Raw genomic sequence first — 17,123 nt, forward strand, 5'->3', positions numbered from 1 at the left:
CATGGACGACGCCAAGCTCGACGCCCTGGGGCAGACGATCGTTAGCGCGCTTCCGGGCGCCGCCATCGGTCATTCGGTGGCCTTCAACCAGCTGACGGTTGATGTCGAAGCCAGCAAGATCGTCGAGGTGGTCAAGTACCTCCGCGACGACCCGAACTGCCGCTTCATCAACTTCACCGACATCACGGCCGCGGACTATCCGTCGCGCGAGAAGCGCTTCGACGTGATCTATCACTTCCTGTCCCCGACCCTGAACGCGCGGATCCGGCTCAAGGCCCAGGCCGACGAGACCACGCAGGTGCCGTCGCTGATCGAGGTGTTCCCCGGCGCCGACTGGTTCGAGCGCGAGGCTTACGACCTCTACGGCGTGTTCTTCGTCGGCCATCCCGACATGCGCCGCATCCTCACCGATTACGGGTTCGAGGGCCACCCGCTGCGCAAGGACTTTCCGACCACGGGATTCGTCGAGGTCCGCTACGACGACCAGGAGAAGCGGGTTGTGTACGAGCCCGTCCGGCTCAACCAGGAATTCCGCAAGTTCGACTTTTTGTCTCCGTGGGAGGGGGCCGATTATCCGGTCCTTCCAGGGGATGAAAAAGCGGGACCGAAGGTCTGATCATGAACGAGCAACCCGAACAGCTTCGCAACTTCACCATCAATTTCGGTCCGCAGCATCCGGCGGCGCACGGCGTGCTGCGTCTGGTGTTGGAACTTGACGGCGAAGTCGTCGCCCGCGTCGATCCCCATATCGGCCTGCTTCACCGCGGCACCGAGAAGCTGATCGAGCAGAAGACCTACCTCCAGGCGATCCCGTATTTCGATCGGCTCGACTACGTCGCGCCGATGAACCAGGAGCACGCCTTCTGCATGGCGGCTGAAAAGCTGCTCGGCATCGAGGTGCCGCGCCGCGGTCAGCTCATCCGCGTGCTCTATTGCGAGATCGGCCGCATCCTGTCGCATCTGCTCAACGTCACCACGCAGGCGATGGACGTCGGCGCGCTGACCCCGCCGCTGTGGGGCTTCGAAGAGCGCGAAAAGCTGATGGTGTTCTACGAGCGCGCCTCGGGCAGCCGTATGCACGCAGCCTTCTTCCGCGTCGGCGGCGTGCATCAGGATTTGCCGCAGAAGCTGGTCGACGACATCGAGGCCTGGTGCGATCCGTTCCTGAAGGTCGTGGACGACCTCGACCGGTTGCTCACCGCCAATCGCATCTTCAAGCAGCGCAACGTCGATATCGGCGTGGTCCCGCTGAAGGAAGCCTGGGAGTGGGGCTTCTCCGGCGTGATGGTGCGCGGCTCGGGCGCGGCCTGGGACCTGCGCAAGTCGCAACCCTATGAATGCTACGCCGAGATGGATTTCGACATTCCGATCGGCAAGAACGGCGACTGCTACGACCGCTATCTGATCCGCATGGAAGAGATGCGCCAGTCCATCCGCATCATGAAGCAGTGCATCCAGAAGCTGAACGCGCCTGAAGGCAAGGGCCCGGTCGTCGTCGAAGACAACAAGGTCGCGCCGCCGCGCCGTGGCGAGATGAAGCGCTCGATGGAAGCGCTGATCCATCACTTCAAGCTCTACACCGAAGGCGTCCACGTGCCGGCCGGCGAAGTCTATGCCGCGGTCGAGGCGCCGAAGGGCGAGTTCGGCGTCTATCTGATCTCCGACGGCACCAACAAACCCTATAAGTGCAAGATCCGCGCGCCGGGCTTTGCGCATCTGCAGGCGATGGATCACATCTGCCGCGGCCATCTGCTCGCCGACGTCTCGGCAATCCTCGGCTCGCTCGACATCGTGTTCGGAGAGGTCGATCGGTGATGGGGCAGCAGGCGCCAATCCAGTTTGACCGCGCCTCGGGGGCCCTTGAAGGGGCCAACCTGTGGGAGCGGACGGCTGCCTTGGCGCTGGTGACGGGATCGAAGATCTCCTCGCACTTCTCGCATATGGGCTACATCGCCTGCGCGAATTTGCTGCGGAAGACGCTGCCCGAGCGCAACATCGCGATCAGGCTCAATCCCGACGCCGTGTTCGAATTCCCTTACGGCGACGGCTATTGGAGCAAGCTGCTCAACCGCTCGTACAATTATGAGGACGAGCTCGAGCTCTTGTTCGCCGATTCCGTCGACGTCGACTACACGCTGCTCGATTGCGGCGCCAATTACGGTTATTGGTCGGTGCTGGTGTCGAGCAGGCCGTTCGGTTCGCACAAGGCGATCGCGATCGAGCCGTCGGGGCAGAACTATCCGAAGCTCGCCAACAACGCCCGCGTCAACGGTAATCGCTTCGAGACCATGAAATGCGCGATCGGCGCCAGCCGCGGCACCGCGCGTCTGTCAGGCACCAAGCACGAGGCCTTCAGCATCGCCGGCGATCCCTCCGCGGGCGGTGAGGAGGTGCCGGTCATCGCACTCGACAATCTGATCGAGGACGGCAAGGTCGCAAGCACCGGCAAGTACCTGATCAAGCTCGACGTCGAGGGCGTCGAGATCGAGGCGATCAAGGGCGGCGCGCGTCTGCTCCAGGCCGACAGCGTCATCATGTGCGAGGAGCACGGCAGCGACCGCTCTCATGCGGTGTCGCGCTTCATCCTCGAGCAGACCCCGCTGAAGCTGATCGTGTTCGATCCGCGCAGCAACCGGATGGAGACCGTGACCGAGCTGTCGATCCTCGACCGCATCAAGGTCTCGACCCACGTCGGCTACAACGTTTTCGGCACCGCAAGCGCATTTTGGCAGGACAGGATCGAAGCCCTGAATGCGAAAACAGCGCGCCGCATGCAGTGAGAGATTGAAGAGATGTCCGTTCGCCGATTAGCACCGAAGGAAGTCCAGCCCGCGAGCTTTGCGTTCACGGAGGAGAACCTCGCATTCGCCAAGCAGCAGATCGCGAAATATCCGGCGGGACGTCAGGCCTCCGCCGTCATCGCCATCCTCTGGCGTGCCCAGGAGCAGCACGACGGCTGGGTCTCGGAAGCCGCGATCCGCGTCATCGCCGACATGCTCGACATGCCCTACATCCGCGTGCTGGAAGTCGCGACCTTCTACACGATGTTCCAGCTTGCCCCCGTCGGCAAGAAGGCCCACGTCCAGGTCTGCGGCACCACGCCGTGCCGCCTGCGCGGCGCCGAGGATCTGATCCACGTCTGCGAACACCGCATCCATCACGAGCCCTTCCACCTGTCCAAGGACGGCAATTTCAGCTGGGAGGAGGTCGAGTGCCTCGGTGCCTGCGTGAATGCGCCGATGGTGCTGATCGGCAAGGACACTTATGAGGACCTCACCAAGGAAAGCTTCGGCAAGGTGCTCGACGGTTTCGCTTCGGGCAATCCGCCCAAGCCCGGTCCGCAGAACGGCCGCCAGTTCTCGGCGCCGATCACCGGGCCGACCACGCTGAAGGAGAGCACCTGATGGGTGGTCTCTCGCAGCCTTCGGTGCAGGGGAGTGGTGCCATGAAGAAGTGGGGCTTCATCGCGTTGCACGCCGCCGTGGCGGCCGCTTTCATTTTCCTGCTGCAGCGTTTCAGCCTGAACGCGTCGCTGGAATCCAGTCTGCTCTGGGCGCTGACCTTCGCCGTCTGCGCCGCCGGACTTGCCTACAAGCAGACCATTCGTTGATCGGAAAGCACTGATATGCTCGAGGACAAGGACCGCATCTTCAAGAACCTCTACGGCCTCCACGATTGGGGGCTCGAGGGTGCGCGGCGCCGCGGCGCCTGGGATGGCACCAAGAACATCATCGACAAGGGCCGCGACTGGATCATCAACGAGATGAAGGCGTCGGGCCTGCGGGGCCGCGGCGGCGCCGGCTTCCCGACCGGCCTGAAATGGTCGTTCATGCCGAAGGAATCGACCGACGGCCGGCCGAGCTATCTCGTCGTCAACGCCGACGAGTCCGAGCCCGGCACCTGCAAGGATCGCGAGATCATGCGGCACGATCCGCATCTCCTGATCGAGGGCTGCCTGATCGCGAGCTGCGCGATGAACGCGCATGCCTGCTACATCTATGTCCGCGGCGAATTCATCCGCGAGCGCGAGCATCTCCAGGCCGCGATCGACCAGGCCTATGAGGCCAAGCTGGTCGGCAAGGACAACGTCAACGGCTGGCCGTTCGACATCTACGTCGCGCACGGCGCCGGCGCTTACATTTGCGGCGAAGAGACCGCGCTGCTCGAAAGCCTCGAGGGCAAGAAGGGCCAGCCGCGGCTGAAGCCGCCGTTCCCGGCCAATGTCGGCCTGTTCGGCTGCCCGACCACCGTCAACAACGTCGAGTCCATTGCCGTTGCTCCGGACATCCTGCGCCGCGGCGCGGCGTGGTTCGCCGGCATCGGCCGTCCGAACAATGTCGGCACGAAACTCTTCTGCATCTCCGGCCATGTCGAGCGGCCCTGCAACGTCGAAGAGGCCATGGGCATTCCGTTCCGTGAGCTGATCGACAAGCATTGCGGCGGCATCCGCGGCGGCTGGGACAACCTCAAGGCCGTGATCCCCGGCGGCTCGTCGGTGCGCATGGTGCCGGCCGAGCAGATCATCGACACGCCGATGGATTTCGACAGTCTGAGCAAGCTGCGCTCGGGCCTCGGCACCGCGGCTGTGATCGTGATGGACAAGTCCACCGACCTGATCCGCGCGATTGCCCGCATCTCCTATTTCTACAAGCACGAGAGCTGTGGCCAGTGCACGCCGTGCCGCGAGGGCACGGGCTGGATGTGGCGCGTCCTCACCCGCATGGCCGAGGGCCGCGCCCACAAGCGCGAGATCGACATGCTGCTCGAGGTGACCAAGCAGGTCGAGGGCCACACCATCTGCGCGCTCGGCGATGCGGCGGCATGGCCGATCCAGGGGCTGATCGCGCATTTCCGTCACGAGATCGAAGCGCGCATCGACCAATATTCGCACAGGGCCGACATCGACGATATCGGCGTCCGCGATCCCGTGAACATGGTCGCGGCGGAGTAAGAAGAATGACCAAGCTCATCATCGACGGCAAAGAGATCGATGTGCCCGCCGAGTACACGCTGCTTCAGGCGTGCGAGGCGGCCGGCGCCGAGATTCCGCGCTTCTGCTATCACGAGCGGCTGTCGATCGCCGGCAATTGCCGGATGTGCCTCGTCGAAGTGAAGGGCGGCCCCAAGCCGGTCGCAAGCTGCGCCTGGGGTGTGCGCGACTGCCGTCCGGGCCCCAAGGGCGAGCCGCCGGAGATCTCGACGCGTTCGCCGATGGTGAAGAAGGCGCGCGAAGGCGTGATGGAATTCCTTCTGATCAACCATCCGCTGGATTGCCCGATCTGCGACCAGGGCGGCGAGTGCGACCTGCAGGACCAGGCGATGGGCTATGGTGTCGACACCAGCCGCTTCGCCGAGAACAAGCGCGCGGTCGAGGACAAATATCTCGGCGCGCTGGTCAAGACCTCGATGAACCGCTGCATCCAGTGCACGCGCTGCGTCCGCTTCTCGGCGGAAGTCGCCGGCGCGCCCGAGATGGGCGCCACGGGCCGTGGCGAGGACATGGAGATCACGACCTATCTCGAGCACGCGCTGACCTCCGAATTGCAGGGCAATCTCGTCGACATCTGCCCGGTCGGCGCCCTGACCTCGAAGCCCTACGCCTTCGCGGCGCGCCCGTGGGAGCTCGGCAAGACCCAGTCGATCGACGTGATGGACGGCGTCGGCTCGGCAATCCGCGTCGACACCCGCGGTCGTGAGGTGATGCGCGTGCTGCCGCGCATCAACGAGGCCGTGAATGAGGAGTGGATCTCCGACAAGACCCGCCACGTCGTCGACGGCCTGCGCACCCAGCGCCTGGACCGGCCCTATATCCGTGAAGCCGGCAAGCTGCGCGCGGCGAGCTGGACCGAAGCCTTCGCCGCGATCGCCGCCAAGGCGGCGCGCACCGACGGCAAGCGCATCGGCGCGATCGCGGGCGATCTCGCCGGCGTCGAGGAGATGTTCGCGCTGAAGGATCTGCTCGCCAAGTTCGGCTCGACCAATATGGCGGTGCAGGGCGGCGACGCCTTCGACCCCGCGCTCGGCCGCAGCTCCTACATCTTCAACCCGACGCTGGTGGGGGTGGAGCAGGCGGATGCGCTGCTCATCATCGGCGCGAACCCGCGGAAAGAGGCGGCCGTGTTCAACGCCCGCATCCGCAAGCGCTGGCGTGCCGGCGGCTTCAAGGTCGGCGTGATCGGGGCCAAGGTCGATCTGACCTACAATTACGATCACCTCGGCGCAGGCACCGAGACGCTCGGTGATCTCGCGGCCGGCAAGCATTCCTTCATGGACGTGCTGAAGAACGCCAAGCACCCGATCATCCTGGTCGGCGCGGGCGCGGCTTCGCGTCACGACGGCGCCGCCATTCTCGCCAGCGCCGCCAAGCTCGCGCTCGACGTCGGTGCGGTCAAGGACGGCTGGAACGGCTTTGGCGTGCTGCACGAGAGCGCCTCGCGCGTTGGTGCGCTCGATATCGGCTTCTCCGCGACCGGCGGCGGCCTGAACGCCGCGCAGATGACGACGTTCGGCACGCTCGACTTGCTGTTCCTGCTCGGCGCCGACGAGATCAACGCGCCTGACGGTACCTTCGTCGTTTATATCGGCACCCATGGCGACCGCGGCGCGCATCGCGCCGACGTGATCCTGCCGGCGGCCGCCTACACCGAGAAGTCCGCGATCTACGTCAACACCGAAGGCCGCGTTCAGATGACGGGCCGCGCCGCGTTCCCGCCGGGTGAAGCCCGCGAGGACTGGGCGATCGTCCGGGCGCTGTCGGAAGCGCTCGGCAAGAAGCTCGGCTATGACTCGCTTTCGGCGCTGCGCCAGGCGATCTTCAAGGCCGTGCCGCACCTGATCCGTCTTGACCAGATCGAGGCCGGCTCGGCCGACCAGATCAAGAAGCTGGCGGGGAAGGGCGGTTCGCCCGAGAAGGCACCGTTCAAGCCGCTGGTCGAGGACTTCTATTTGACCAACCCAATCGCGCGTGCGTCCGCCGTGATGGCGGAATGCTCGCGCCTCGCCTCCGGGCACATGCTGACCGCAGCGGAGTGAGCGTGATCTGATGGAATTCTTCGAAAGCGCATTCTGGACCGGGTTCCTCTGGCCGCTGATCATCATGGTCGCGGAGAGCGTCTTGGTGCTCGTCGTCCTCCTGGTCGCGATCGCCTACATCCTGCTCGCCGACCGCAAGATCTGGGCGGCGGTGCAGATCCGGCGCGGCCCGAACGTGGTCGGCCCCTGGGGCCTGCTGCAATCCTTCGCCGACTTGCTGAAGTTCGTGCTGAAGGAGCCGATCATCCCGGCCGGCGCCAACAAGGGCGTCTTCCTGCTGGCGCCGCTGGTCTCCTGCGTGCTCGCGCTTGCCGCCTGGGCGGTGATCCCGACCAATCTCGGCTGGGTGATCTCCGACATCAATGTCGGCATCCTCTTCATCTTCGCGATCTCGTCGCTGTCGATCTACGGCATCATCATGGCCGGCTGGTCGTCGAACTCGAAGTACCCGTTCCTGGCCGCGCTGCGCTCGGCGGCGCAGATGGTGTCTTATGAAGTCTCGATCGGCTTCGTCATCATCACGGTGCTGCTCTGCGCCGGCACGCTGAACCTGTCGGCCGTTGTCGAGGCCCAGCATGTCCGCGGCCTTGCCAGCCTGATCGGGCTGCCGCAGCTCACGATCCTGAACTGGTACGTCTGGCCGCTGTTCCCGATGTTCGTGATCTTCTACGTTTCGGCGCTGGCGGAAACCAACCGCCCGCCGTTCGACCTCGTGGAAGCCGAATCCGAGCTCGTCGCCGGCTTCATGGTCGAGTACGGCTCGACCCCGTATCTGCTGTTCATGCTCGGCGAGTACGTCGCGATCGTCACGATGTGCGCGATGGCGACGATCCTGTTCCTCGGAGGCTGGCTGCCGCCGGTCGACCTGCCGCCCTTCAACTGGGTGCCGGGGATCATCTGGTTCTCGCTCAAAGTCTTCTTCATGTTCTTCCTGTTCGCGATGGCAAAGGCGATCGTGCCGCGCTACCGCTACGACCAACTGATGCGCCTCGGCTGGAAGGTGTTCCTGCCGCTGTCGCTGGCGATGGTGGTCGTGGTGGCCGGCGTGCTGCATTTCGCCGGCATCGCGCCGAAGTGAGGGCCGTCATGGGTATCAACGTCAACGCCACTGCACGCTCGCTTCTGCTGTCGGAATTCGTCTCGGCGTTCTTCCTCGCCATGCGCTATTTCTTCCAGCCGAAGCCGACCCTGAACTATCCGTTCGAGAAGGGCCCGATCTCGCCGCGCTTCCGCGGCGAGCATGCGCTGCGCCGCTATCCGAACGGCGAAGAGCGTTGCATCGCCTGCAAGCTCTGCGAGGCGGTCTGCCCGGCGCAGGCCATCACCATCGAGGCCGGCCCGCGTCGCAACGACGGCACCCGCCGCACCGTGCGCTACGACATCGACATGGTGAAGTGCATCTATTGCGGCCTCTGCCAGGAGGCCTGTCCGGTCGACGCCATCGTCGAAGGTCCGAACTTCGAGTTCGCGACCGAGACCCGCGAGGAACTGTTCTATGACAAGGCCAAGCTGCTCGCCAACGGCGACCGCTGGGAACGCGAGATCGCGAAAGCGATCGAGCTCGACGCGCCGTACCGGTGAGGTGAGGGCATGATCCTTCCCGCGCTGTTCTTCTATCTCTTTGCCGGCGTCTGTGTCGCCTCGGCCGTGATGGTGATTGTCTCGCGCAATCCCGTGCACTCCGTGCTGTACCTGATCCTGGCCTTCGTCAACGCCTCCGGCCTGTTCGTGCTGATGGGCGCCGAGTTCCTGGCGATGATCCTGATCGTCGTCTATGTCGGCGCGGTCGCGGTGCTGTTCCTGTTCGTGATCATGATGCTCGACGTGGACTTCACCGAGCTGCGCGAGGGCTTCATCGAGTACCTGCCGGTCGGCCTCGTGATCGGCGGCATCTTCCTGTTCGAGCTGCTGCTCACCGTCGGCTTCTGGGTCATCAATCCCGGCGTCGCCAAGACGATCACGGCGGCGATCCCGGCCAACGTCTCCAATACCGAGGCGCTCGGGCTCGTGCTCTATACGAAGTACATCCACTACTTCCAGCTCTCGGGCATGGTGCTGCTGGTCGCCATGATCGGCGCCATCGTGCTGACGCTGCGGCACAAGGCGAGCGTGAAGCGGCAGGACATCAACGTTCAGAACGCGCGCACGCCCGACATGGCGATGGCGATGCGCAAGGTGGCGCCGGGGCAGGGGCTCCAGGACTCTGACGCGGCGGAGTGGGTGAAATGACGATCGGGCTCGGACACTATCTGGCGGTCGGCGCGATCCTGTTCACGCTCGGCATCCTCGGCATCTTCCTGAACCGCAAGAACATCATCGTCATCCTGATGTCGATCGAGCTGATCCTGCTCTCGGTCAACATCAACCTCGTCGCGTTCTCGACCTTCCTCGGCGACATCGTCGGCCAGGTCTTCGCGCTTCTGGTGCTGACGGTCGCTGCCGCTGAAGCCGCGATCGGTCTCGCCATCCTGGTGGTCTATTTCCGCAACCGCGGCTCGATCGCGGTTGAGGACGTCAATCTGATGAAGGGCTGAGCTCAGTCATGGTTCAGGCAATCGTATTCCTGCCTCTGCTGGGCGCCATTCTGGCCGGGCTCATCGCCCTGGCCGGCGCGCATGCCCGCAACCCCTCGGGTGACGAGGTCGAGCATCACGGCGATCACGGTCATGGCGATGCCCATGCCGCGGCCGCCCATGACGACCATGGCCACGACGATCACGCCCATGAGGACCACGGCCACGGCCCGGTCGAGCCGCCGGCGGCGGGCTCGCGCGGCGCCGAGCTGATCACGACGGGTCTGCTGTTCGTGTCGGCGGCGCTGTCCTGGATGACGCTCGTCGACGTCGGCTTCATGCATCATGACGCCCGCATCCAGCTGCTGCCTTTCATCTTTTCCGGCGACCTCCAGGTCTGGTGGACGCTACGCGTCGACACGCTCACGGCCGTGATGCTGGTGGTGGTGACGACCGTGTCCTCGCTCGTGCACCTCTATTCCATCGGCTACATGGACGAGGACCCGAACCGGCCGCGCTTCTTCGGCTATCTCAGCCTGTTCACCTTCGCCATGCTGATGCTGGTGACGGCGGACAACCTCGTGCAGCTGTTCTTCGGCTGGGAAGGCGTGGGTCTGGCGAGCTATCTGCTGATCGGCTTCTGGTACCAGAAGCCGTCGGCGAATGCGGCCGCCATCAAGGCCTTCGTGGTCAACCGCGTCGGCGACTTCGGTTTTGCGCTCGGCATCTTCGCGATCTTCATGCTGACCAGCTCGACCGATTTCGAGACCATCTTCCATGCCGCGCCCGGCCTGACCGGCAAGACCATCAACTTCCTCGGCTGGCACGCCGATGCGCTGACCCTGACCTGCCTGTTGCTGTTCATGGGCGCGATGGGCAAGTCGGCGCAGTTCCTGCTGCACACCTGGTTGCCGGACGCGATGGAAGGCCCGACGCCTGTGTCGGCGCTGATTCACGCCGCGACCATGGTCACCGCGGGCGTCTTCATGGTAGCGCGCCTGTCGCCGCTGTTCGAGCTCGCCCCGAACGCGCAGGCCGTCGTGATGTTCTTCGGCGCGACCACCGCGTTCTTTGCCGCGACCATCGGCCTCGTCCAGAACGACATCAAGCGCATCGTCGCCTATTCGACCTGTTCGCAGCTCGGCTACATGTTCGTGGCGATGGGAGCAGGGGCCTATTCGGTCGGCATGTTCCATCTGTTCACGCACGCCTTCTTCAAGGCGTTGCTGTTCCTGGGCTCCGGCTCGGTGATCTACGCGATGCACCACGAGCAGGACATCCGCAACATGGGCGGCCTCTGGCGCAAGATCCCCTACACCTATGCGGTGATGGTGGTCGGCACGCTGGCGCTCACCGGATTCCCGCTCACCGCCGGCTACTTCTCCAAGGACGCAATCATCGAGTCCGCCTACGCCTCGCACAATCCGTTTGCGATGTACGGTTTCCTGATGACGGTCGTCGCCGCCGGCCTGACCTCGTTCTACTCCTGGCGCCTGATCTTCAAGACCTTCCACGGCGAGCCGCATGACGAGCATCACTACGAGGCCGCACATGAGGCCCCGCTCTGGATCCTGATCCCGATCGGCGTGCTCGCGGTCGGCTCGATCATCGCCGGCTTCCCGTTCAAGGAGCTGTTCGCAGGTCACGGCATCGAGGAGTTCTTCCGCGAGTCCGTGAAGATGAACCCGCACATCATCGAGGAGATGCACCACATCCCCGAGACCATCGCCGTCCTGCCGACGGTGATGATGGTGCTGGGCTTCCTCGTCTCGTACCTGTTCTACATCCGCCGGCCGTACATCCCTGTGCAGCTCGCTAAAGAGCAGCCGATGCTGTACCAGTTCCTGCTCAACAAATGGTACTTCGACGAGCTCTACGACATCATCTTCGTCCGTCCAGCGAAGTGGATCGGCTATCAGCTCTGGAAGAAGGGCGACGGCTTCATCATCGACGGCCTCGGTCCCGACGGCGTTTCGGCCCGCGTCCTGGACGTCACCCGCAACGTCGTGAAGATCCAGACCGGCTATCTCTATCACTACGCATTCGCCATGCTGATCGGCGCCGCCGGCCTGATCACCTGGTTCATGTTCGGCTTTGGAGGCCAGTAAATGACAACCTGGCCCATCCTATCGGTCACGACGTTCCTGCCGCTGGTCGGCGCGCTGATCGTCTATCTCAGCCGCGGCGATGACGAGGCGGCCAAGCGCAACTCGCGCTGGATCGCGCTCTGGACCACGCTGATCACCTTCGCGGTGTCGGTGATCCTGGTCATGCGGTTCGACCCGACCAATCCCGACTTCCAGTTCGTCGAGAAGGCGAACTGGCTCGCGACCGGCATCACCTACCACATGGGCGTCGACGGCATCTCGCTGCCGCTGGTGATCCTGACCACCGCCGTGATGCCGTTCTGCATCATCGCGAGCTGGAAGGCGATCACCAACCGCGTCCGCGAATACATGATGGCGTTCCTGATCCTGGAAACGCTGATGATCGGCACCTTCTCGGCGCTCGATCTCGTGCTGTTCTACCTGTTCTTCGAAGGCGGCCTGATCCCGATGTTCCTGATCATCGGCGTCTGGGGCGGTCCGCGCCGGGTCTACGCGTCGTTCAAGTTCTTCCTCTACACGCTGCTCGGCTCCGTCCTGATGCTGCTCGCCATCATGGCGCTGTACTGGAATGGCGGCACCACCGACATTCCGACCCTGATGCACACCGCCGTGCCGCGCTCGCTGCAGACCTGGGCCTGGCTCGCTTTTTTCGCCTCGTTCGCGGTGAAGATGCCGATGTGGCCCGTGCATACCTGGCTTCCCGACGCGCACGTCGAGGCGCCGACGGCCGGCTCCGTGGTCCTGGCCGCGATCCTGCTGAAGATGGGCGGCTACGGCTTCCTGCGCTTCTCGCTGCCGATGTTCCCGCTGGCCTCGCACGACTTCGCGCCGCTGATCTTCACGCTGTCGGCCATCGCCATCCTCTACACCTCGCTGGTGGCCTTGATGCAGGAGGACATGAAGAAGCTGATCGCGTACTCCTCGGTCGCGCATATGGGCTTCGTCACCATGGGCATCTTCGCCGGCACCATGCAGGGCGTCGCCGGCGGCGTGTTCCAGATGATTTCGCACGGCATCGTCTCCGGCGCGCTGTTCCTCTGCGTCGGCGTCGTCTACGACCGCCTGCACACCCGCGAGATCGCGGCCTATGGCGGCCTCGTCAACCGGATGCCGCTCTACGCGCTGACCTTCATGGTCTTCACCATGGCCAATGTCGGTCTGCCCGGCACCAGCGGCTTCGTCGGCGAGTTCATGACGCTGCTCGGCACCTTCAAGGTCTCGATCCCGACCGCGTTCTTCGCCAGTTTCGGCGTGATCCTGTCGGCGGCCTACGCGCTGTGGCTCTACCGCAAGGTCGTGTTCGGGGCGCTGGTCAAGCCGTCGCTGGCGAGCATGAAGGATCTGACCCTGCGTGAATGCGTGATCCTGTTCCCGATGATCGCGCTGACGATCCTGTTCGGCGTCTATCCGAAGCCGGTGCTCGACATGTCGGCCGCCTCGGTCCAGCAACTCGTCAACAACTACAACACCGCTGTGACGGCCGTGAAGGCCGCCGCACTGCTCCAGTGATCGGGCAGGTCAGGATATCGCCATGAGCTTTGAGACTGCAGGTTATCAACTGGCGCCGGTGCTGCCCGAGATCGTGCTCGCGATCGGCGCCATGGCTCTGCTGATGCTGGGAGCCTATCGCGGGCAGGGGACGACCGGTGCGGTCACCTCGCTGGCGGTCGTGCTTCTGGTCGTGGTCGGCGTGCTCGAGTACATGCTGCCGGCGGGCAAGCAGGTGACCTTCGGCGGCAGCTTCATCGTCGACGACTTCGCCCGCTTCATGAAGATCCTGGCCCTGATCGGCTCGGCGGTGACGCTGGTGCTGTCGACCGAATTCCTGTCCGACCCGTCGCGCCGGATCTTCGAATACGCCATCCTGGTGCTGCTCTCGACGCTCGGCATGATGGTGCTGATCTCGGCCGGCGACCTGATCTCGCTCTATCTCGGCCTCGAATTGATGTCGCTGGCGCTCTATGTCGTGGCGGCCTCGAACCGGGACAACGCCAAGTCGACCGAAGCCGGCCTGAAGTATTTCGTGCTCGGCGCACTGTCCTCGGGCATGCTGCTGTACGGCGCCTCGCTGATCTACGGCTTCACCGGCACGGTCAGCTTCACTGGTATCGCGGCGGCCGCGACGGTCTCGAATGTCGGCCTCGTCTTCGGTCTGGTCTTCCTGCTCGTCGGCCTCTGCTTCAAGGTTTCGGCCGTGCCGTTCCACATGTGGACCCCTGATGTCTACGAGGGCGCGCCGACCCCGGTCACCGCCTTCTTCGCGTCGGCGCCGAAGGTCGCCGCGCTCGCCGTGTTCACCCGCGTCACGCTCACCGCTTTCCCGGGCATCGTCTCGCAGTGGCAGCAGATCCTGGTGTTCGTGGCGATCGCCTCGATGGCGCTCGGCTCCTTCGCCGCGATCGGCCAGAGCAACATCAAGCGCCTGATGGCCTATTCCTCGATCGGTCACATGGGCTTCGCACTGGTCGGCCTTGCCTCCGGCACGGTCGAGGGCGCGCAGGGCGTCCTGATGTACATCGTGATCTATGTCGCGATGACGCTGGGTTCGTTCTCGATCATCCTTGCCATGCGCCGCAACGGCCAGGCGGTCGAGCAGATCAGCGATTTCGCCGGCCTGTCGCGCACCAATCCGCTGCTCGCCTTCATGTTCGCGATGCTGCTGTTCTCGCTCGCGGGCATTCCGCCGCTCGCGGGCTTCTTCGCCAAATGGTACGTGTTCGTCGCCGCCATCAAGGCAAACCTGTTCACGCTCGCCGTCGTCGGCGTGCTGACCAGCGTGGTCGGCGCCTACTACTATCTCGCCATCGTCAAGACGATGTATTTCGACGAGCCGGCCGGCCAGGTCGATCCGGTGCGCGTCGAGGTGAAGACGGTGCTGGCGGTCTTTGGCCTGTTCAACATCCTGTTCGCGCTGTTCGCAGGTCCCGTGGTGAGCGTCGCCTCCGCCGCGGCAAAGTCGCTGTTCTAGGATGGGGTTCGCGCTCGGTCCTCGCGCATCATCCGCGGGCTACAGGCTCGCGGCCTTCGAACGGACCGGCTCGACTAATACCGAGGCGATCGAGCAAGCCAGGCGCGGCGAGCGCGGCCCGATGTGGTTCGTCACGTCGGAGCAGACCGCCGGCCGCGGCCGCCGTCAGCGCGCCTGGATCGCGCCGCGCGGCAATCTCGCCGCCAGCATCCTCGAAGTCATGGACGTGGCTCCCGCCGTCGCCGCCACCCTCGGCTTCGCCGCGGGCCTCGCCGAGGAGGCCGCGCTGGAGAAGGTCAGCCTCGAGGCCGCAATCCGCCTCGGCTCTGATCGTCCGCGCTACGCCCTGAAATGGCCGAACGACGTTTTGGCCGGTGGCAAGAAGCTGGTCGGCATTGGCCTCGAAGCCGAAGCCATCGACGACCGCCTTGCCGTCGTCGTCGGCATCGGCACCAATGTCGTCGCAGCGCCCGAGGGCATGCCGACGCCTGCGGTGTCGCTGGCCGCGCTCGGGGTGCAGATCAGTGCGGAGGAACTGTTCTCGGCGCTCTCCGACGCCTGGGTCGAGTTCCGCGGCATCTGGGACAATGGAAGCGGCTTTGCCGCGATCCGCAAGCTGTGGCTGGAGCGCGCCGCGGGGCTCGGCGAGCGGGTCGCAATCCACACGGGAGCGATGACGCTGGAAGGCATTTTTGACACGATCGACGACACCGGCTGCCTGATCGTCCGCACTGCGGAGGGCCGCCGCGTGCCGGTGGCCGCGGGCGAGGTGTTCTTCGGTTCGGCCGCGTCCGTAGGAGCTGCGTGATGGCGAAGCCCGAAGAACTGGTGTTTGCGCCGCTGGGCGGCGTCGGCGAGATCGGCATGAACCTGTCGATCTATGGGCTCGGCAGCCGCCAGCAGCGCGCCTGGATGGCGGTCGATCTCGGCGTCTCCTTCGGCGACGAAGAGCACCTGCCGGGCATCGACCTGATCATGCCCGACATCAGCTTCCTGGAGAAGGAGCGAAAGAACCTGATGGGCCTGGTGCTGACCCACGCTCATGAGGACCATTTCGGCGCGATCATCGACCTCTGGCCGAAGCTGAAATGCCCGATCTACGCGACGCAGTTCAGTGCGGCCCTGTTCGAGGCCAAATGCGCTGCCGAGCGCAACGCGCCGAAGATCCCCGTGACGGTGGTGCCGTCCGGCGGCCGCGTCGACGTCGGCCCGTTCAACGTCGAGTTCATTCCCGTCGCGCACTCCATTCCTGAAGCGCATGCGCTGGCGATCCACACCTCGGCCGGCACGGTGCTGCACACCGGCGATTGGAAGATCGACCCGACCCCGACCCTGGGAGCTCCGACCGACGAGAAGCGCCTGCGCGAACTCGGCGAGGAGGGCGTGCTCGCCCTGATCGGCGATTCCACCAATGCGGTGCGCGACGGCCGCTCGCCGTCCGAGGCCGAGGTCGCCCGGACCATCATCGATCTGGTGAAGGCCGCCAAGGGCCGCGTCGCGGTGACGACCTTCGCCTCCAACGTCGCGCGCATCAAGGCCGTCGCGGCGGCGGCGAAAGCTGCCGACCGCGAGGTCGTCGTGGTCGGCCGCGCCATGGAGCGCGTGGTGCAGGTCGCGCGCGAATGCGGCTATCTCGACGGCGTGCAGAATTTCCGCTCACCCGAAGTCTACGGCCATCTGCCGCAGGACAAGGTGCTGGCGCTGTGCACCGGCAGCCAGGGCGAGCCGCGCGCGGCGCTGGCGCGCATCGCCAATGACGACCATCCCGAGATCACGCTGAACCGCGGCGATAGCGTCATCTTCTCCTCGCGCACGATCCCGGGCAACGAGAAGGCGGTCGGCTCGATCATCAACAATCTGGTGCTGCAGGGCGTCGAGATCATCACCGATCGCGACCATCTCGTCCACGTCTCCGGCCATCCCCGCCGCGACGAATTGCGCGACATGATTGGCTGGGTGAAGCCGCAGCTCCTGATCCCCGTCCACGGCGAGGCGCTGCATCTGAACGAGCACGCCAAGCTGGCGCGCGCCGCCGGCGTGCCGCGCGTGCTGGTGGTCCGCAACGGCGACCTGATCAAGCTCGGCCCGGGCGATCCCGGCATCATTGGCGAAGTGCCTTCCGGCCGCCTCTACAAGGACGGCACGATCCTGGAGGATTCCAGGTCCCGCGCCGTGGTCGAGCGGCGGCGCATGGCGTTTTCCGGCTGTGCCTTCGTCGCCATCGCCATGACCGAGCAGGGCGAGCTGGCCGACGATCCCGAGGTCGATCTGGTCGGCATCCCCGATAAGAACAGGGCAGGCGAGCCCTTCGACGACCTCGTCTTCGATGCCGTGGTCTCCACCATCGAGGGCCTGCCGAAGGCGCGCCGCCGCGACCCCGACGCATTGGGCGAGTCTGTGCGACGTGCTGTCCGGGCCGTGATCAACGAACATTGGGGCAAAAAGCCCCCCTGTCTGGTACACGTACTGACAGTATAATTTGGGCATGATCTTCTCGGAAAA

16 protein-coding genes are annotated in these 17,123 nt (G+C 64.8%); all 16 read left to right on the top strand.

Annotated elements, in window-relative coordinates; genetic code table 11:
- The first annotated feature begins 1 nt into the window (after window position 1).
- The 16 genes from XH81_RS07755 to XH81_RS07830 are packed head-to-tail and all read left to right on the top strand — an operon-like array spanning window position 2 to window position 17,099.
- On the top strand, window positions 2-616 hold the full coding sequence (locus XH81_RS07755; RefSeq protein WP_028141456.1) for an NADH-quinone oxidoreductase subunit C: 615 nt from the start codon (window positions 2-4) through the stop codon (window positions 614-616).
- A 2-nt stretch (window positions 617-618) separates the two neighbouring features.
- Window positions 619-1,815, top strand: coding sequence for an NADH-quinone oxidoreductase subunit D (locus XH81_RS07760; protein ID WP_028141457.1), 1,197 nt, complete (start codon window positions 619-621; stop codon window positions 1,813-1,815).
- Entirely contained in the window at window positions 1,815-2,780 is a 966-nt protein-coding gene (locus XH81_RS07765; protein WP_028141458.1) for an FkbM family methyltransferase, read from the top strand. The genes XH81_RS07760 and XH81_RS07765 overlap by 1 nt, the downstream gene beginning before the upstream one ends.
- A 12-nt stretch (window positions 2,781-2,792) precedes the next feature.
- Window positions 2,793-3,404, top strand: a complete 612-nt coding sequence (nuoE, locus tag XH81_RS07770; protein WP_018320144.1) for an NADH-quinone oxidoreductase subunit NuoE — start codon at window positions 2,793-2,795, stop codon at window positions 3,402-3,404.
- Complete coding sequence (locus tag XH81_RS07775) at window positions 3,404-3,610, top strand: hypothetical protein (RefSeq protein ID WP_028141459.1); 207 nt, start codon at window positions 3,404-3,406, stop codon at window positions 3,608-3,610. Before nuoE ends, XH81_RS07775 begins: the two co-directional genes overlap by 1 nt.
- Before the next feature lie 15 nt (window positions 3,611-3,625).
- Window positions 3,626-4,951 carry an NADH-quinone oxidoreductase subunit NuoF gene (gene nuoF / locus XH81_RS07780; RefSeq protein WP_028141460.1) on the top strand — a complete coding sequence of 442 codons (1,326 nt, stop codon included), beginning with the start codon at window positions 3,626-3,628 and terminating at the stop codon, window positions 4,949-4,951.
- A gap of 5 nt (window positions 4,952-4,956) precedes the next feature.
- Window positions 4,957-7,032, top strand: a complete 2,076-nt coding sequence (gene nuoG / locus XH81_RS07785; RefSeq protein WP_028141461.1) for an NADH-quinone oxidoreductase subunit NuoG — start codon at window positions 4,957-4,959, stop codon at window positions 7,030-7,032.
- Between the two features lie 10 nt (window positions 7,033-7,042).
- Window positions 7,043-8,110 carry an NADH-quinone oxidoreductase subunit NuoH gene (nuoH, locus tag XH81_RS07790; protein WP_038948735.1) on the top strand — a complete coding sequence of 356 codons (1,068 nt, stop codon included), beginning with the start codon at window positions 7,043-7,045 and terminating at the stop codon, window positions 8,108-8,110.
- An 8-nt stretch (window positions 8,111-8,118) separates the two neighbouring features.
- Entirely contained in the window at window positions 8,119-8,613 is a 495-nt protein-coding gene (gene nuoI / locus XH81_RS07795) for an NADH-quinone oxidoreductase subunit NuoI (RefSeq protein WP_191093171.1), read from the top strand.
- 9 nt (window positions 8,614-8,622) lie between these two features.
- Window positions 8,623-9,261 carry an NADH-quinone oxidoreductase subunit J gene (locus XH81_RS07800; RefSeq protein WP_018320150.1) on the top strand — a complete coding sequence of 213 codons (639 nt, stop codon included), beginning with the start codon at window positions 8,623-8,625 and terminating at the stop codon, window positions 9,259-9,261.
- The gene (gene nuoK, locus XH81_RS07805; protein WP_008547737.1) at window positions 9,258-9,566 is read left to right on the top strand and encodes an NADH-quinone oxidoreductase subunit NuoK; all 309 of its coding nucleotides are present in this window, start codon (window positions 9,258-9,260) and stop codon (window positions 9,564-9,566) included. The genes XH81_RS07800 and nuoK overlap by 4 nt, the downstream gene beginning before the upstream one ends.
- A gap of 8 nt (window positions 9,567-9,574) precedes the next feature.
- Window positions 9,575-11,653 carry an NADH-quinone oxidoreductase subunit L gene (nuoL, locus tag XH81_RS07810; protein WP_028141463.1) on the top strand — a complete coding sequence of 693 codons (2,079 nt, stop codon included), beginning with the start codon at window positions 9,575-9,577 and terminating at the stop codon, window positions 11,651-11,653.
- A complete protein-coding gene (locus tag XH81_RS07815; protein WP_028141464.1) occupies window positions 11,654-13,162 on the top strand; it encodes an NADH-quinone oxidoreductase subunit M in 1,509 nt (502 codons plus the stop codon).
- Window positions 13,163-13,184: 22 nt separating this feature from the next.
- Entirely contained in the window at window positions 13,185-14,621 is a 1,437-nt protein-coding gene (gene nuoN / locus XH81_RS07820; RefSeq protein WP_028141465.1) for an NADH-quinone oxidoreductase subunit NuoN, read from the top strand.
- A 1-nt stretch (window position 14,622) separates the two neighbouring features.
- Window positions 14,623-15,429 (top strand): biotin--[acetyl-CoA-carboxylase] ligase, encoded by an 807-nt coding sequence (locus XH81_RS07825; RefSeq protein WP_038948730.1) that lies wholly within the window; start codon window positions 14,623-14,625, stop codon window positions 15,427-15,429.
- Window positions 15,429-17,099, top strand: a complete 1,671-nt coding sequence (locus tag XH81_RS07830) for a ribonuclease J (RefSeq protein ID WP_028141467.1) — start codon at window positions 15,429-15,431, stop codon at window positions 17,097-17,099. The genes XH81_RS07825 and XH81_RS07830 overlap by 1 nt, the downstream gene beginning before the upstream one ends.
- Window positions 17,100-17,123 lie beyond the last annotated feature (24 nt).

The sequence above is a fragment of the Bradyrhizobium sp. CCBAU 25360 genome, assembly GCF_028128695.1.
GTDB classification, from domain to species: Bacteria; Pseudomonadota; Alphaproteobacteria; order Rhizobiales; family Xanthobacteraceae; genus Bradyrhizobium; species Bradyrhizobium ottawaense.

Coding starts and splice junctions, on each gene's coding strand:
- XH81_RS07760 (WP_028141457.1), top strand. CDS start 619: ATGAACGAGCAACCCGAACAGCTTCGCAACTTCACCATCAATTTCGGT.
- XH81_RS07775 (WP_028141459.1), top strand. CDS start 3,404: ATGGGTGGTCTCTCGCAGCCTTCGGTGCAGGGGAGTGGTGCCATGAAG.
- nuoN (WP_028141465.1), top strand. CDS start 13,185: ATGAGCTTTGAGACTGCAGGTTATCAACTGGCGCCGGTGCTGCCCGAG.
- XH81_RS07800 (WP_018320150.1), top strand. CDS start 8,623: ATGATCCTTCCCGCGCTGTTCTTCTATCTCTTTGCCGGCGTCTGTGTC.
- nuoE (WP_018320144.1), top strand. CDS start 2,793: ATGTCCGTTCGCCGATTAGCACCGAAGGAAGTCCAGCCCGCGAGCTTT.
- XH81_RS07815 (WP_028141464.1), top strand. CDS start 11,654: ATGACAACCTGGCCCATCCTATCGGTCACGACGTTCCTGCCGCTGGTC.
- nuoL (WP_028141463.1), top strand. CDS start 9,575: ATGGTTCAGGCAATCGTATTCCTGCCTCTGCTGGGCGCCATTCTGGCC.
- XH81_RS07825 (WP_038948730.1), top strand. CDS start 14,623: ATGGGGTTCGCGCTCGGTCCTCGCGCATCATCCGCGGGCTACAGGCTC.
- nuoH (WP_038948735.1), top strand. CDS start 7,043: ATGGAATTCTTCGAAAGCGCATTCTGGACCGGGTTCCTCTGGCCGCTG.
- nuoK (WP_008547737.1), top strand. CDS start 9,258: ATGACGATCGGGCTCGGACACTATCTGGCGGTCGGCGCGATCCTGTTC.
- nuoI (WP_191093171.1), top strand. CDS start 8,119: ATGGGTATCAACGTCAACGCCACTGCACGCTCGCTTCTGCTGTCGGAA.
- XH81_RS07830 (WP_028141467.1), top strand. CDS start 15,429: ATGGCGAAGCCCGAAGAACTGGTGTTTGCGCCGCTGGGCGGCGTCGGC.
- XH81_RS07755 (WP_028141456.1), top strand. CDS start 2: ATGGACGACGCCAAGCTCGACGCCCTGGGGCAGACGATCGTTAGCGCG.
- nuoF (WP_028141460.1), top strand. CDS start 3,626: ATGCTCGAGGACAAGGACCGCATCTTCAAGAACCTCTACGGCCTCCAC.
- XH81_RS07765 (WP_028141458.1), top strand. CDS start 1,815: ATGGGGCAGCAGGCGCCAATCCAGTTTGACCGCGCCTCGGGGGCCCTT.
- nuoG (WP_028141461.1), top strand. CDS start 4,957: ATGACCAAGCTCATCATCGACGGCAAAGAGATCGATGTGCCCGCCGAG.